The organism is Corynebacterium nasorum, assembly GCF_032821635.1.
Taxonomy (GTDB): domain Bacteria; phylum Actinomycetota; class Actinomycetes; order Mycobacteriales; family Mycobacteriaceae; genus Corynebacterium; species Corynebacterium kefirresidentii.
Genome location: NZ_JAVBIE010000004.1, coordinates 162,361 through 177,435, shown reverse-complemented (window position 1 = coordinate 177,435; position 15,075 = coordinate 162,361). Strand labels below are relative to the sequence as shown.

Below are 15,075 nucleotides of genomic sequence, written 5' to 3'. Positions count from 1 at the left end.
ATGTGGCCGGTTTAGTTACTGCAGGCCGAACTGATCCCACGCGGCAGGGGAGAGGTTCTGGTACACGTGCTTGTGCTCCTGGTACTCGGCCAAACCGGTGGGGCCAAGCTCGCGGCCATTGCCGGACTGCTTGAAGCCGCCCCACTCTGCCTGCGGCAGGTACGGGTGGAAGTCGTTGATCCAGATGGTGCCATGGCGCAGGGCGCGGGCTACGCGCTCGGCGCGGCCGGCGTCGGAAGTGTAGACGGCGCCTGCCAGACCATATTCGGTGTCATTGGCGATGGCGATGGCCTCCTCCTCAGTGGTGAAGGTCTCGATGGTCACGGTCGGGCCGAAGGCCTCGTCGTGGACACAGACCATCTCGCGGGTAGCACCATCAATGATGGTCGGCAGGTAGTAGACACCAGCGCCCAAGTCGGTGGTGCCGGTGCCGTGCTGGCCATTGGTGTCCTCGCTGGTGGCGGCGCGGCCGCCGGTGAGGATCTTGGCGCCCTGCTCGCGAGCCTTGTCCACGTAGGCGGCGACCTTCTCGCGGTGTTCAGCGGAGATGAGCGGGCCGGTTTCGGCCTTGTCATCGGTCGGGCCGCCGATCTTGATCTTTTTGGCGCGCTCTACCAGGGCATCGACGAACTTATCGTGCAGGGACTCTTCTACGACGATGCGGGAGCCTGCGGAGCAGACCTGGCCGGAGTGGAAGAAGGCACCGTTGAGGGCGTTGTCCACAGCGACGTCGAAATCGGCATCGGCGAAGATGACGTTCGGGTTCTTGCCGCCGAGCTCGAGCGCGGTGCGCTTGACGGTCTCAGCCGCATTCTTGGCGATGATCTTGCCGGTGACCAGGCCACCGGTAAAGGAGACCATGTCTACATCTGGGTGCTGGGAGAGCGGGTTGCCGCAGTTAGCGCCAGCGCCGGTGATGAGGTTGCCTACGCCGTCCGGCAGGCCGCACTCCTTGAGGGCGGCCATGAGCAGCATCGCGGTGTGTGGGGTGAGCTCCGCCTGTTTGAGGACGAAGGTATTGCCGGCGGCCAGGGCCGGGCCGACCTTCCAGGAGACCTGCAGCAGCGGGTAGTTCCATGGGGTAATCAGGCCGCAGACACCGACGGGCTCGGCATCGATGCGGGAGCGCAGGTTGGGATCCTGCGGGTCGACTACGCGACCGGCCTGGTGCTGGGCCAGGGTGCCGAAGTACTCGAAGGCGTTGGCGATATCATCCATATCGCCCAAAGACTCCTCATAGCGCTTGCCGGTATCAGCGGACTCGGCCTGAGCGAAAAGCTCCTTGTGTTCACGGATGAAATCGGCAACGCGGATAACGAGCTTGCCGCGCTCGGCGGACGGGGTATTGGCCCACTCGCCGTTATCGAAGGTTTCACGGGCAACCTTGATGGCGCGCTCGGTGTCCTCGTCGGATGCCTCGGAGACTAGACCGACGGTGGAACCATCGGCCGGGCAGATGATGGTGCGGGTTTCGCCGCTCTGGGCGGCTTCCCACTTACCGTTGATGAACAGGGACTTCGGGGCGCCATCGGCATGCACGCCCTTCAGCAGCTCGGTCTGGGTGGGGTCGAACAAAGTGTTCTGGGTGCTCAAGTGAAAAGCAACCTTTCTCTCATAGAGGTAGTTGTAGTGGCCAGCTTAGCTATCTTCGCGCCAGGTGCGCTCGGGCTCGGCGCCATCGGAGACGTCGGAGTCACCCGGCTGGGTCTGCTGCATGTAAAGGAAGGCCAAGTGGCGCTCATAAAGATCCAGCACGTTATTGATGATTTGGTTCTCGGAATAGCCGTAGACGTCATAGCCCAGCGAACCGGTCATATCGTAGACCTCGAGGCGGTAGTACTCGTCGCCCTCGCCCGCGCTGAAATCGGGGCGCTCGGCCGCGACTGGGAAGAGCTGGTAGCGGAACATGCGCTCATTGTGCAGCTTTACTTCTAGGTCGAGCTGGGGCAATTCGACGTCGGGAAGCTCGCTGGTGAGCAAGATGGCGTCGTAGCCGCGGGTACGCATGTGGGTAGCAACCTGCTCCAAGGCGTAGGTGGCGGTATCGCGCAGGTAAGTATCCATCTCCTTCTTGGAAGGGAAGGTATTGGCGCGGTCGAGGCGGTTCTTCCACAGGTTGGAATCCGAAGGATCGCGCTCGGTGCGGGAGGAAATCACGCCATGCATTGCGGTGGTGCGGGCCTCGCGCTGCACGTTTTCAAGGCGCAGGGACTTCCACAGGGAGAACATGATGAGGTAGACCACGAAGGCGAAGGGCAGGCCCATCACGACGGTCGCGGACTGCACGGTGGCGATGCCATCGATCTGCAGCAGTGCCAAGGTCAGCGCACCCACGGTTACGGACCAGAAGATGCGCAGCCAGCGTGCTCCATCCTGGCGGTTATCGGTGATGCGAGAGGTGAAGTTGGACATCACCAGCGCGCCGGAGTCGGCCGAGGTGATGTACAGCAGTAGGCCAATAAAGGTGGTCAGGAAGATGACGATGCCAGAGCCTGGGAACTCGTGCAGCATGTCGTAGAAGCCTTGTTCTGGCACGTTAATAGCGTTCTCGGCGAATTCGGGGTAGTCACCGGAGCGGACCATGTCCAAGGCAGTGTTACCAAAGAAGGACATCCACATCAGGATGAATAGGAACGGGAAGGTCAGGGTGCCGAAGATGAACTGGCGCAGGGTGCGGCCGCGGGAGATGCGGGCCAGGAAGAGGCCGACGAAGGTCGCCCAGGCGATCCACCATGCCCAGAAGAAGAGGGTCCAGGACTGCATCCAGGTATCTACGTTGGCTTGGTCTTCGGCAAAGGCGAAGGTCTCCATGGTCCAAGATGGGAACTTTGCGACGTAGTCACCGATATTGGTCACGATGGCATCGAAGAGGTAGGCGGTCTTGCCAAAGACCACGACGTAGACCATCAGTGCGATGGCCAAATAGACGTTGAGCTCGGAGAGGAAGCGAATGCCCTTATCGACGCCGGATACGGCCGACAGCGTGGCAATGGCCACCGCAATAATGATGAGGGCGGACTGCAGGCCAAGGCCCTGCTCAATTCCAAAGATGAGGTGGAAGCCATAGGAAAGCTGCACCACGCCGATGCCCAGGGAAGCGGTCACACCGAAGACGGTGCCCAGCATGGCGGCGATGTCCACCGCGGAGCCGATAGGGCCGTGCACGCGCTTGCCGATGAGCGGGTAGAGCGCGGAGCGGATAGCCAGCGGCATGTTCAGGCGGTAGGCAAAGTAGCCAAAGGCCATGCCCATAAGTGCATAAAGCGCCCAGCCGGTGAGGCCATAGTGGAACATGGCATAGACCACGGCTTCCTTGGCGGCCTCCATGGTTTCGCCGTCACCGACCGGTGGCTGCATGTACATGGTGACCGGCTCGGCCACGGCGAAGAACATGAGGTCCACGCCGATGCCAGCGGCAAAGAGCATGGACGCCCAGGAGAAGGTATTGAATTTCGGCCGCGAGTGGTCCGGGCCAAGGCGGATATTGCCGGCATTGGAAAAGGCAATATAGAGCACGAAGACCACGGCGATGGTGGCGGTGAGGACATAGAACCAGCCAAGGTTGTGGCCGATCCAGCCGGTCACACTGGCGAGGGTTTCTGCCGCGGAATCGCGGCCGAGCCCAGCATAGAGCGCCATGGCAATAATGAGGACGCCAGAGATGATAAATACCGGCCAGTTTGTCTTGGGAGCAGGGACCTGATCTGCGCCTACGGCATCGCCGGTTTCGGCCTTGTAGCTGCCGACGAGGGCGCGGACTTGGTAGCGCGGACTGCGCTTCTTGGGCTCTCCAGAGGGGGTTGCGAGAGAGGTGTTTTTACCCCCTTCTTGGGGGTCTTTATGTGAAGTGAGAGACTCCTCAGGATTGTGAGGATCAAAGTTAGCCATCTACTTCTCCTATTGCTGGTTGTTTTGGGCCGAATCTTTCGCACGAGTGCCCCAAAATGCTCACAAGATCGCAGGGAGAGATAGGTGAGTGAAATGAATCATATTCGGGCGAACTATGCGCAAAGACTGCGGATTTCATCTCCAGAGAAATCCATCCGGACAAGGTAAATATACATTAAGATGGGCAAACTTCTAGCGGGATGTGTACTCTGGAGGCGGTGCCCGCACATAAGGCGATGTGAATAATTACAGACTTTTGTATAAATTACAATATTTTCACTTCCGGTGGGGCAATCTTGACGTGTGAAATATTTCACAGAAAGAAGGGGATTTATGGGTTTTATGGACAAGCTGACCAAGAAGCGTTCCGCTAAAAAGGTCACCGATGAAGTAAGCGACGTAGTCGTCGTTGGCGGTGGCTCCGCAGGCTCCGTCATCGCCGCACGCCTGACCGAAGACAAGAACACCCGCGTGCTGGTCCTTGAGGCTGGCCGCCCAGATTCCCTGTGGGATCTGTTCATTCACATGCCATCCGGCTTCTCTTTCCCAATCGGCGCAAAGAACTATGACTGGATGTATGAGTCCGATCCAGAGCCAGAGATGAACGGCCGCCGTGTCTACCATGCTCGCGGCAAGGTCCTTGGCGGATCTTCCTCCATCAACGGCATGATCTACCAGCGCGGTAACCCGATGGACTACGAGAAGTGGGGCCAGAACCCGGGCATGGAGAACTGGGACTTCGCCCACTGCCTGCCGTACTTCAACCGCATGGAAACCGCCGCTGCAGCTGAGCCGAATGACCCGCGCCGTGGCCACGATGGCCCGCTGTACCTCTCCCGCGGTCCGGCTACCTCCGAGCTCTTCCAGGCCCTGTTCAAGTCTGTGCAGGAAGCCGGCTACAACCTGACCAATGACGTCAATGGTTACCGCCAGGAAGGCTTCGCTCCGTTCGACCGCAATATTAAGAACGGCAAGCGCTGGTCCGCTGCCCGTGCCTACCTCTATCCCAATATGGATCGCGAGAACCTCGAGATCCGTACCCGCGCATTTACCACCAAGATCCTCTTCGAGGGCCAGAAGGCCGTCGGCGTCGAGTACGAGTGGCAGGGCGGCGTTCACCGCGTCTATGCCGAGAAGATCGTGCTGTCCGCCGGTGCCATTAACACCCCGCAGCTGCTGGAAATCTCCGGCATTGGTGACCGCGAGATTCTGGAGAAGCACGGCATCGACGTCGTCAAGCACCTGCCAGGTGTGGGCGAGAACCTGCAGGACCACCTCGAGGTTTACATTCAGTACGAGACCACCAAGTCCACTGCTTCTTCCCAGCCTTACCTGGATAAGTGGCGCTGGCCGTTCATGGGTCTGCAGTGGCTGCTCACCCACAAGGGCCCGGTTGCTACCTCCCACTTTGAGGGCGGCGGCTTTGTGCGCTCCAATGACAATGAGGACTACCCGAACCTCATGTTCCACTTCCTGCCGATGGCTGTGCGCTATGACGGCCAGAAGGCGGACGTCAAGCACGGCTTCCAGTGGCACGTCGGCCCGATGTTCTCCGATACCAAGGGGCACGTTCACATCAAGAGCGCCGATATCCACGACAAGCCGTCCATCCTCTTCAACTACCTGAAGACCGACCAGGACCGCCGCGAGTGGGTTGAGGCCGTACGCGTTGCCCGCTCCCTGCTGGATACCAAGGCTATGGAAGAGGTAGGCGCCCGCGAGTTCAGCCCGGGCCCGGATGTCCAGACCGACGAGGAAATACTGGAGTGGGTCCGCAACGATGGCGAGACCGCGCTGCACCCATCCTGCACCGCCAAGATGGGCGCGGAGTCCGATCCGATGGCCGTCGTTAATCCGGACACCATGGGTGTATGGGGCGTTGAGGGCCTCTACATTGCGGATGCCTCCGTCTTCCCATCCGTGACCAACGGCAATATCTACTCCCCAACCATGATGGTGGGCGAGAAGGCCGCCGACCTCATCGCCGGCCGCACCCCGCTGGAGCCAAACTACGCCGAGTGGTACAAGGCTAAGCACGATATGCCGCTCTACGCTGAGGGCGAAGCAGTCCGCGATCACAAGCACTCCATCCAGGGCGCTGACCACTAAGCAACCTCCTACCGGATTGCTCTAGCGCCGCGTTTCCCTTCCTTGGGGCGCGGCGCTTTTGCTTGCCGACGTCCCCGTGTTCCCACCGTCTCCCTAACGTCTAGGTAAGAGCCATGGTTTAATACCCTGGCAAGCGATTGCCCCAGTGAATCGAAGCGTCAGAGAAAAGGAGCCTGTGGATGCTAATTCTTATCGCGATGGTCATTGCTGCCTTGGCCGTTATTAAAAAACTCGACGACATAGATAAGCACCTAAAGGAGCTGCTCTCGTCGCGCGAAGATGGCGAAACACCGCGTTAATCGTGCGGGTGGCTAAGGAGATGGTGGACGAATTTCGAATTAACCAACTGCAAAAGGCCTATACCGACCGTGAAATGGAATTTTCCTGCGATGTAGCTTGAAGGGCTATGGCTTCGTAGACCAAAGTGGTTTCCAAGCAGCAGTTCCAGTACTTCGTATGCGGGGTAGACAACACTGCCGACTTCAAGGAAGTATCATTCCCGGATACTAGCGAAAAGAGATAGTCATTTGGATATTAGAAAGCTTCGCTACGTGTGGTTTGACCCGTACGTAATGTCCGTGAGTGTCTAGCCCTTGATGGAGAACCTGGTGTCGGTGTCGCTGGCCGCACCTACGCCGCCGTCATGTCCGCCGACACCCTGTTCATCACCATCCCCACAGGGGTGGGTGTGGACATCCACGTGAAGATTCTGGAGAACTTCGCCGCCCACGTCGCCCCCGCGTTGGGTTGGCAGCCGAACCGCGAAGGACCAGTCATCGGCTATCCCATCGACTAATTCTTGCAGGTGGCAGGACTTTCGCGTGACTGTTAGTTCAGCCCATTTTAAATAGTTCATCGCATACTGTATAATTCAGCGCATGCTGACTATTGCTTCGCGCCTCGACGTCATGAACCGGCTCGGCCGGGCCATGGCTGATCCGACGCGCTCCCGAATCCTGCTAACCCTACTAGACGGTCCGAGCTACCCGGCCGTGCTCGCGCAAAGCTTGGATCTGACCCGCTCGAACGTCTCGAACCACCTGTCCTGCCTGCGCGATTGTGGCATTGTCGTCGCTGAGCCGGAGGGCCGCAAGACCCGCTACGAAATCGCCGATCCCCACCTCGCGGCAGCGCTCGAAGCGCTGGTCCACGCGACGCTGGCCGTCGACGAGAATGCCCCCTGCATCGACACTGAGTGCTCGGTGCCCGACTGCGGCGAGAAAGGAACGGACGCATGAGTTCAGCATGTGGATGCGAACACGAACCCGTCACGGAGATTGACGAGCTCGATCGGCCATGGTGGAAGGACCCTGAGCTACTGCTGCCGATCTTCTCCGGGGTAGCCCTCATAACAGGACTGGCGCTGGACTGGTCCGACTTGGAGACGCCCGCGACGGTACTGTATTGGGTTGGCCTGCTGTTGGGCGCTTACACGTTCGCGCCTGGAGCGATCCGGAACCTTGTCACGAAGCGCAAGCTCGGCATTGGCTTGCTAATGACGATCAGCGCGGTCGGCGCGGTGATCCTCGGATTCGTCGGAGAGGCCGCGGCGCTAGCATTCCTGTACTCGATCGCCGAGGCACTGGAAGACAAGGCGATGGACCGGGCTCAAGGCGGACTGCGGGCACTGTTGAAGCTGGTACCGCAGACCGCGACGGTGCTGCGCGACGGCACAGCGGCCGAGGTCGCAGCGAAGGACCTCGAGGTTGGCGAGCTAATGCTCGTGCGCCCCGGGGAGCGGATCGCCACGGACGGCATCATTCGATCCGGGCGCTCCAGCCTTGACACCTCAGCGATCACCGGAGAATCCATTCCGGAGGAGGTTGCGCCCGGCGACGAAGTGCCTGCGGGAGCGATCAACTCCGCCGGGGTGCTGGAGGTCGAGACGACCGCAGCTGGGACGGACAACTCGCTGACCACACTCGTGGACCTAGTCGAGCAAGCGCAGGCGGAAAAGGGCGACCGCGCCCGGATCGCCGACCGGATTGCCCAACCCCTAGTGCCCGGGGTGATGATCCTGGCGGTGCTGGTCGGCGTTATCGGCTCGCTGCTGGGCGACCCTGAGACGTGGATCACCCGTGCGCTGGTAGTCCTGGTCGCAGCGTCGCCGTGCGCGCTGGCAATCTCCGTGCCGCTGACGGTCGTGGCCGCGATCGGCGCGGCCAGCCAGTTCGGAGTGGTCATCAAGTCCGGCGCGGCGTTCGAGCGACTCGGCAGTATCCGTCACCTGGCAGTGGACAAAACCGGAACCCTTACCCGCAACCAGCCTGAGGTTACCGGAGTGGTCCCGGCAGACGGATTCGATCGGACGCAGGTGCTTTCCTTCGCGGCAGCAGTTGAGCAGCAATCGACACACCCCCTCGCTGCGGCGATCGCGGCAGCGGGGCCCGAAGCGCCCACCGCCTCGGACATCAGCGAGGAAGCTGGGCATGGCATCGGCGGCACCGTCGAAGGCCGACGGGTGCTGGTGGGCAGCCCCCGATGGATCGACGCCGGACCACTGAAAGCAGACGTTGAGCGCATGGAGTCCGAGGGCCAGACCTGCGTCCTGGTCACCGTCGATGACGCTCTCGCCGGGGCGATCGGGGTCCGTGACGAGTTGCGGCCCGAGGTGCCCGAAGCCGTGCAGGCCCTGCACGCCAACGACGTGGAAGTAAGCATGCTCACCGGCGACAATACTCGCACCGCCCGGGCGCTGGCTGGAATCGCCGGAATCGACGACGTGCGCGCCGAGCTGCGCCCTGAGGACAAGGCAAGCATCGTCGCCGATTTCTCCTCCAAGACGCCGACGGCGATGATCGGCGACGGCATCAATGACGCGCCGGCACTGGCGGGCGCGACGGTGGGCATAGCGATGGGAGCGACCGGCTCTGACGCCGCGATCGAGTCCGCTGACGTCGCCTTCACCGGCCACGACCTCCGGCTAATCCCGAAGGCGCTGCAGCACGCCCGCCGAGGAAGCAGGATCATCAACCAGAACATCGTGCTGTCTCTGGCCATCATCATCGTGTTGATGCCACTGGCGATCAGCGGCGTGCTGGGCCTGGCTGCCGTCGTGCTGGTTCACGAGGTCGCCGAAGTGATCGTGATCTTGAACGGCCTGCGGGCTGCGCAAGCGAAGCGCTGAGGCTGTGACCGGCAAGTCTCATAAGGGTTAAACCACACGCCGAGCGGACACACCTTGGGCCAGGCACGTCATTCGAGTTCACGGTCCGTCTCCGTGGAATCGGGATCGTACTCGGTGACCTGTCCCTTCTCGGTGCGTGTGGGCATGGGGGCTGTGGGCGAGCCACCACCCGGCACGTGCCCCAGCCGGTCAAGGGCCCCCGAGCGCTCGGCGTCTCCAGCGCAGATCGTGGAAGGATCGAACTTGCTCAGGGACCAAGCGTCACTGCGAGACTCTTTTCGTCCCGCAACTTGAATAGTTCAGCGGCCTTGATACCGCGGACATCCATTCGGAGTGCTGCCGAGTCTCATCGACACAGCCCGTGACTACCTGGGCAGTGTGTTTGATAAAGGACCCCACCCTCATCAGCATTGCCGAGCCCTCGCCGTTCCAGTTGCCGTAACCGACTAGATGCAGATTCTTCACCGCGGTTTCGCGGCCGCGCATGAGGTGGCGGAATAGACCGAGAGCCGAACGAAAACCAGCGCACCAGATCAGATGGTCGTGGTCGTGCTCACTAAAGCTATCGAAGATGGGGGGATGTCCCCGAGGTTCGGGCCGGAATCGCCGCCGAGAATCCGGCGTCGGCTGCGTCGGTGAACGAACGGACCGCGCTTCAACCTACCCCTAATAACGCGAAGCGTCATCAACGCCCCGCGTTACACGTTTAATTTGAACTCCACAGAGTGTCGGCGCAGTTTAACGTGTGCGAGATTCATTCTTGGACCCAGCCCAGTCGCTGGCGTTAACCTTGCACAAAACTACGGCGATGGTCCTGGACGGCCTTGCTGACTGAGCACCCGGCACCTCCATCACAGGCGTTCGTGCTCCCCACATCCTTCGCTCAAGCGGACTTCTATCCCGTAAACCGATGTTGTCACCCCTCCAGGACGGTAGCCTTATCAACCCAGCGAGCCAATAGACTGAAAGCCGCGAGCTGCTCCAACGCGACTTGCTCCTCACCACCGTCGTGTGGAACATGCATCCCGGGATTGCGGATAGCCGCGTACAAGCCCTCTGCAAAGGCGCGGGCGCCCCGATGCAGGTTCTCAAACGTCTTACTGCCATCATTTTCCATAAGCCGAAGGCGCGGCACATTACGCTTCGGATCATGGAGTGAAAACGCCTCGTTGAAAAGTGCTGTTTCAGGTACGTCTAGGCGGTTCAGTTTCGCTTGGGGCTCTGCATTGACGCGGATGGCAGCCTGCATCACGGCTTGATGGTAGTGCCCGTGATTCCAGTAACCCTTGCCATTTTCCCACGCCCACGGATGCAGATTGGCTGCATCTAAGTCTGGCGTGTTCTCTCCGAGCTTTTCAGCGAGTTCAGACCGACGTTCAAGCGCTGTCTTGGCCCGGGCCGCTTGACCCCTCAGCCAGCTATACTCCTTGTCCTGGACCGGGCGTCCTTGTCTCCACCCGGGAAGCACTCGGTCAAGGATCATTTCAACGACATGGGCGCGTGCCGCAGCCTCAGTCGGCGATCCACTCATAACGGTTCCAAGGTAGGCGATGCCCGGGCCCATGTCGGGGACTACCTTCGCTGTGACTTGCAGGAACGCGTCTATCTCATTGATCGCCCACTCGGGGTCCAGCTCGGCCATGCCTCCATTATGACGTATGGGGTTGACATGGCCGGAGAGAACTGGTCTGATACCCCCACCAGAAACACCCCGCATTGTTGCAGGCGCGCTGACGCGCGCCCATCATGGAAACCATGAGCGATCCCAACTTCACGATCCGCCAGATCACCTTCGACTGCCACGATCCCTCAAAGCTCGCCAAGTTTTGGTCCGCCGCAACCGGCTGCGAAATCGCCGCGGATTACGGCGATTTCGTGATGGTTGATTCCACCCCGGCGCTGGGATTTCAGCGCGTTGAGGAACCGACACCTGGGAAAAACCGCATGCACGTCGACGTTGGCGGGGCGGAGCGCGAAACTTTAATAGAACGCCTCAAAGACCTAGGCGCCACCGAACTCACCACCCACGAAGCGCCGGGATTGGTGTGGACCGTCATGCAGGACCCGGAAGGCAACGAGTTCTGCGTGGGTAACCCCGGGGCCTAGCTACACGTTGAACTTGAACTCGACTTGGTTCAAGTCATCCGCGTGGCCCCGCGGTCGACCGGCGCCGGGTTGATGTGCGCGTTGGGGTGTGCAGCGGCACAGAGTTTTGGGTGACGGCATCCTTGGCTGGCGCTCCGCGGTGATCACTGCACGGCCTAGTGTGTTGGGTGCGCTGCAACTCATTGGCGGGCTTTTGTCCATATGAGCGTGTCTTCGATTCGTTCCGGTTTTAAGTCCGCCGCGTACCTACCGTGGTGGCGGGCACCGAGACTTACACGGAACAGGCCATCGCGGCCGGCAGCATTAATGACTTGACTGGCTGGCTCGCCTATAAGCTCGGGGTGGTCACGAACCTATCCAATCCGAAAGCGCTCGTGTTCTTCGGCGCGGTTTTCGCGCAGTTTATTCGCCCCGATATGTCGCTCACGTGGACCGTTGCAGTGGCGGTAATCCTCTTGGCGATGTCTGTGACATGGTTTCTACCTTTGCTCTCATTGTGCGCGCGGCATCGCGCTGGATTGCGCATCATTCCGCGGCCATCGATATCGTTTCGGGTCTTATCTTTGCGGTGCTGGGACTCGTTATGGCGGTGGAGGGCGTCATCGAGCTCTTCGGTTAGTGCAGGTGGCGGATTTCTATAAAAGAGTTGATATAGGAGCTACCTAAATCACAGAACTTACCTGTTTCGCTGCAGGTGAGAGCGTCCTTATAGTGGCATGCGTTGATCCAATGGCATGCGAGTATGGAGGTGTTAGGTGGCTATTAGCGCCCTCGTGACCCTGATGGGCGTGTGGTTCGCGGCGATGGCCTCGCCGGGCCCAGACGTAGTGCAAATCATTCGCTTAGGTGCGCGTTCTACGCGCGCAGCCGTATGGGCGGCGCTGGGTAGTACCACCGGCCTTACCATTTGGACCGTGGCCTCCTTGGCAGGGTTGTCCGCGCTGATTTCTGCGCACCCTGGGATCCTCGTGGTGCTGCAGGTTCTCGGTGGCTGTTACCTGCTGTGGATGGCCTATACCGCCATTACCGGTGGCATAAAGGAGCGTCGCGCGCCCGCAACCGTCGTGGGCACCGAAGCCCGCGCCCCGCAGCCGCGCGGGTTTACACCGGACGGCATCATCAAGGCGGGCACTGCCTATCGCATGGGATTTATCTGCGATCTTTCGAACCCCAAGGTGGTCATCTTCTTTGGCGCCATCTTTGCCAATTTCATTGATCCCGGCATGGGCATCGGCGCCAATCTCATGGTGGGGGCCGTATTGATTCTGGAAAGCCTTGTGCTGTTTGTGGGCGTGGCTTTGAGTACCCGCGCGGTCTCAAAGTGGATGGCTAAGAACTCCGCCTGGGTGGATATTGTCAGCGGTGTGGTCTTCCTCTTGCTGGGTGTCATCATCCTTTTCGAGGGAGTGCGTGGTCTTATAGCCATGTAATCTGGGGCCATGATTTTTACCACTACCAATACCGTTGATGGCTATGAGATTACGGACTATATCCGCATTATCGCCGGGGAAACCGTCATCGGTATTAATATGCTGAAGGATTTCGGGGCATCCATCCGCAATATCACCGGTGGGCGCTCCGCCGGGTACGAAAGCGAGGCCATCAAAGCACGCGAAGCGGCACTCGATGACTTGTGGCGGCGCGGGCAGGAGCTCGGGGCCGATGGTGTGGTGGGCATCGCCTTTGATTATTCGCCCATGGGAACGTCGAATGACATGCTGATGGTTACGGCTACCGGCACGGCGGTGAAGCTGCGCGCTCGTGATTAAGGTAGGCAAGAAAACACTGGCCCTGTGCGCTGGGTTATGCGCGGCCGCCGGACTCATGGCGGGGTGCGAGGAAGAACCGCCGCAGCCGGGCAGCGTGCCAAATGAATCGCAAGGTGCGGCCGATGGCTATATCACCACGCTGCCGGACCAGGGCACAACGGCCAATGGCCGCTACCAGATCATTAACCTACAAAATCATCGCAGTTTTGTGGTGCATGTGCCGTTTAATGCGGATAAGCACCACCGCCTGCCCGTGGTCATGGCGATGCACGGCTATGAGATGGACGCCGGAAATATGTTTAAAGGCACCGACCTTTCCCAAGGCGATGCCATTACCGTCTTTGTTCAAGGTGCGGGCAAGGCGTGGGCACCGGCACCCTATGCGGTGACCAGTTTGGAAGAAGATCTCAAATACGTGGATGACACGATCGATTTCGTCCGCCGCCACTATCCCGCCACGGACACCACCTATGGCGTGGGCTTTTCCAATGGTGGTGGATTCGCCCGCGCGGTGACGTGCAAGCGGCCGGGCCTATTCGATGCGGTGGCCACGGTCTCGGCGGCAAAATATGACCGCGTGGAAAAAGACTGCGCCAGCGAACCCACCGATTACCTAGATATCCACGGCACCGAGGATGTGCTGATGAAATATGGCGGTGGGCGCCAGCACGGTGCGCACTACCACTCGGTCAAAAAATCACTACGCGGGATTGCGAAAGAGAATGGGTGCAATCCGTTTCCAAAGAGGCGTCGGAAAGAAGCAGTGGAGCACTTTACCTGGCGGGTATGTGATGCACGCACCGAGCAGTACACCATCCACGGCGGCACGCACACGTGGAACGGTGGGGCCACGGACCATTCCGGCTTAGTTAAGGCAGAATGGACCACCGATACGGTGCTGGATTTCTTCCATATTGCCCACCCGTAGTCAGCGCAACGCGCGGGCTGGGTAAGCTGGGCGGCATGCTAGACATTCCTATCAACGGCGATTCCATCAAATTGGGACAGTTCATCAAGCTGGCCAGCTTGGTGGCTACCGGCGGCGAGGCCAAGGAACTCATCGCGGAAGGCGTGGTTACGGTCAATGGCGAGCCCGAGACGCGCCGGGGTGCAACGCTCCACCCAGGCGACGAAGTGTGCATCGAGGATGCTTGCGCACGGGTGGGCGAGCCGGACGAAGACGATGATTACTTTGATGAAGCCACGGCTGACGATGACTTTGATCCGGAAAAGTGGAGGAATATGTAGATGCCAGCATTCGAAGCTGAAGTGGGCATGCCCTACTGGATTGACCTGACCACCTCGGATCCGCGCAAGTCCGCGCACTTCTACGAGGAAATGCTGGGGTGGGAGATTTCCGCCGAGTCCGCGGAGGAAAAGCCCTATCAGATGGCGCGCTTACAGGGCCTGCCCATCGCCGGACTTATCCCGCAACCGGAAGAAGCACCCATGCCGGATACTTGGGTGACCTACTTCCTCTCCAAGGACATCGCTGGTGATTGCCAGCGCGCCGAGAGCCTAGGCGGACGCATCCTGGTGGAGCCGCAGCAAGTGCAGCTAGGGCACATGGCTTTGCTTGCCGACGCCGCCGGTGGCATGTTCGGCCTCATTCAACCCACCGGCCCAGAACACTTTGTCGCTGCCGGCGAGCCCGGCACCCCGGTATGGCACGAGCTCACCGCTACCTCGGGTTTCCAGCGCGCAATGGATTTTTATGGCGAGCTTTTCAATTGGGAAATTCGCGCCATGCAGTCCGAGGATGAGAACTTCATTTACGCCACCGCGGAAGAAGACGGTGCGCCGTTTGCCGGCCTGTGGAACGCCGAGGGCCAGTTCCCGCCGCAGGTGCCGAGCTTCTGGCAGACCTACTTGGGCGTGCGCGATATCGACGCCGCTGCGAAGAAGGCCGTGGAACTAGGCGGCGAGGTCATCCGCGAACCATGGGATTCGCCCTTTGGCCGCATGTGCCTCTTGGCCGATTCCACTGGTGCGACCATCACCCTCACCGAGGTCGAAGACGCCCCTGAAGAGGAGCCAACCGAAGCGGATGACGTGCTGGGGCTCGACCCGCAGTAA

Annotated in this window: 15 protein-coding genes and 1 pseudogene; 13 read left to right on the top strand and 3 right to left on the bottom strand. The window is 60.3% G+C overall.

What is annotated here, in order from left to right; all coding sequences use genetic code 11:
* Positions 1-15: 15 nt before the first annotated feature.
* Both RAE07_RS05330 and RAE07_RS05325 read right to left on the bottom strand, forming a co-directional pair.
* On the bottom strand, positions 16-1,593 hold the full coding sequence (locus tag RAE07_RS05330; protein WP_317001458.1) for an aldehyde dehydrogenase family protein: 1,578 nt from the start codon (positions 1,591-1,593) through the stop codon (positions 16-18).
* A 45-nt stretch (positions 1,594-1,638) separates the two neighbouring features.
* A complete protein-coding gene (locus tag RAE07_RS05325; protein ID WP_259824801.1) occupies positions 1,639-3,888 on the bottom strand; it encodes a choline BCCT transporter BetT in 2,250 nt (749 codons plus the stop codon).
* A gap of 333 nt (positions 3,889-4,221) precedes the next feature.
* Between RAE07_RS05325 and betA the strand changes: the two genes are divergently transcribed.
* From betA to RAE07_RS05300, 5 genes are all read left to right on the top strand, one after another.
* Positions 4,222-5,997 (top strand): choline dehydrogenase, encoded by a 1,776-nt coding sequence (gene betA / locus RAE07_RS05320; RefSeq protein ID WP_200288409.1) that lies wholly within the window; start codon positions 4,222-4,224, stop codon positions 5,995-5,997.
* A gap of 179 nt (positions 5,998-6,176) precedes the next feature.
* On the top strand, positions 6,177-6,296 hold the full coding sequence (locus tag RAE07_RS05315; RefSeq protein ID WP_200288408.1) for a chemotaxis protein: 120 nt from the start codon (positions 6,177-6,179) through the stop codon (positions 6,294-6,296).
* A gap of 344 nt (positions 6,297-6,640) precedes the next feature.
* Entirely contained in the window at positions 6,641-6,793 is a 153-nt protein-coding gene (locus RAE07_RS05310) for an alkane 1-monooxygenase (RefSeq protein WP_200288407.1), read from the top strand.
* 82 nt (positions 6,794-6,875) lie between these two features.
* A complete protein-coding gene (gene cmtR, locus RAE07_RS05305) occupies positions 6,876-7,235 on the top strand; it encodes a Cd(II)/Pb(II)-sensing metalloregulatory transcriptional regulator CmtR (RefSeq protein WP_150851294.1) in 360 nt (119 codons plus the stop codon).
* Positions 7,232-9,124, top strand: a complete 1,893-nt coding sequence (locus RAE07_RS05300; protein ID WP_200288406.1) for a heavy metal translocating P-type ATPase — start codon at positions 7,232-7,234, stop codon at positions 9,122-9,124. The genes cmtR and RAE07_RS05300 overlap by 4 nt, the downstream gene beginning before the upstream one ends.
* Positions 9,125-10,040: 916 nt before the next feature.
* Here RAE07_RS05300 and RAE07_RS05295 read toward each other — a convergent pair.
* On the bottom strand, positions 10,041-10,766 hold the full coding sequence (locus tag RAE07_RS05295) for a TIGR02391 family protein (protein ID WP_200288405.1): 726 nt from the start codon (positions 10,764-10,766) through the stop codon (positions 10,041-10,043).
* Positions 10,767-10,879: 113 nt separating this feature from the next.
* On the opposite strand from RAE07_RS05295, the gene RAE07_RS05290 reads away from it, so the two are divergent.
* The 8 genes and pseudogenes from RAE07_RS05290 (at position 10,880) to RAE07_RS05255 (ending at position 15,075) form a co-directional block, all read left to right on the top strand.
* The gene (locus tag RAE07_RS05290) at positions 10,880-11,230 is read left to right on the top strand and encodes a VOC family protein (protein ID WP_034656146.1); all 351 of its coding nucleotides are present in this window, start codon (positions 10,880-10,882) and stop codon (positions 11,228-11,230) included.
* 251 nt (positions 11,231-11,481) lie between these two features.
* A pseudogene (locus RAE07_RS05285) lies at positions 11,482-11,682 on the top strand (LysE family transporter); the annotation flags it as partial.
* 20 nt (positions 11,683-11,702) lie between these two features.
* Entirely contained in the window at positions 11,703-11,849 is a 147-nt protein-coding gene (locus RAE07_RS05280; RefSeq protein ID WP_023020319.1) for a hypothetical protein, read from the top strand.
* A gap of 136 nt (positions 11,850-11,985) precedes the next feature.
* Positions 11,986-12,660 (top strand): LysE family translocator, encoded by a 675-nt coding sequence (locus tag RAE07_RS05275; RefSeq protein ID WP_317001456.1) that lies wholly within the window; start codon positions 11,986-11,988, stop codon positions 12,658-12,660.
* Positions 12,661-12,669: 9 nt separating this feature from the next.
* Entirely contained in the window at positions 12,670-12,999 is a 330-nt protein-coding gene (locus RAE07_RS05270; RefSeq protein WP_023020321.1) for a YbjQ family protein, read from the top strand.
* Positions 12,992-13,927: a CE1 family esterase gene (locus RAE07_RS05265; protein WP_023020322.1), complete on the top strand. Its 936-nt coding sequence runs from the start codon at positions 12,992-12,994 to the stop codon at positions 13,925-13,927. Before RAE07_RS05270 ends, RAE07_RS05265 begins: the two co-directional genes overlap by 8 nt.
* A 35-nt stretch (positions 13,928-13,962) precedes the next feature.
* Complete coding sequence (locus RAE07_RS05260; protein ID WP_023020323.1) at positions 13,963-14,247, top strand: RNA-binding S4 domain-containing protein; 285 nt, start codon at positions 13,963-13,965, stop codon at positions 14,245-14,247.
* Complete coding sequence (locus RAE07_RS05255; protein ID WP_023020324.1) at positions 14,248-15,075, top strand: VOC family protein; 828 nt, start codon at positions 14,248-14,250, stop codon at positions 15,073-15,075. It begins immediately after the preceding gene.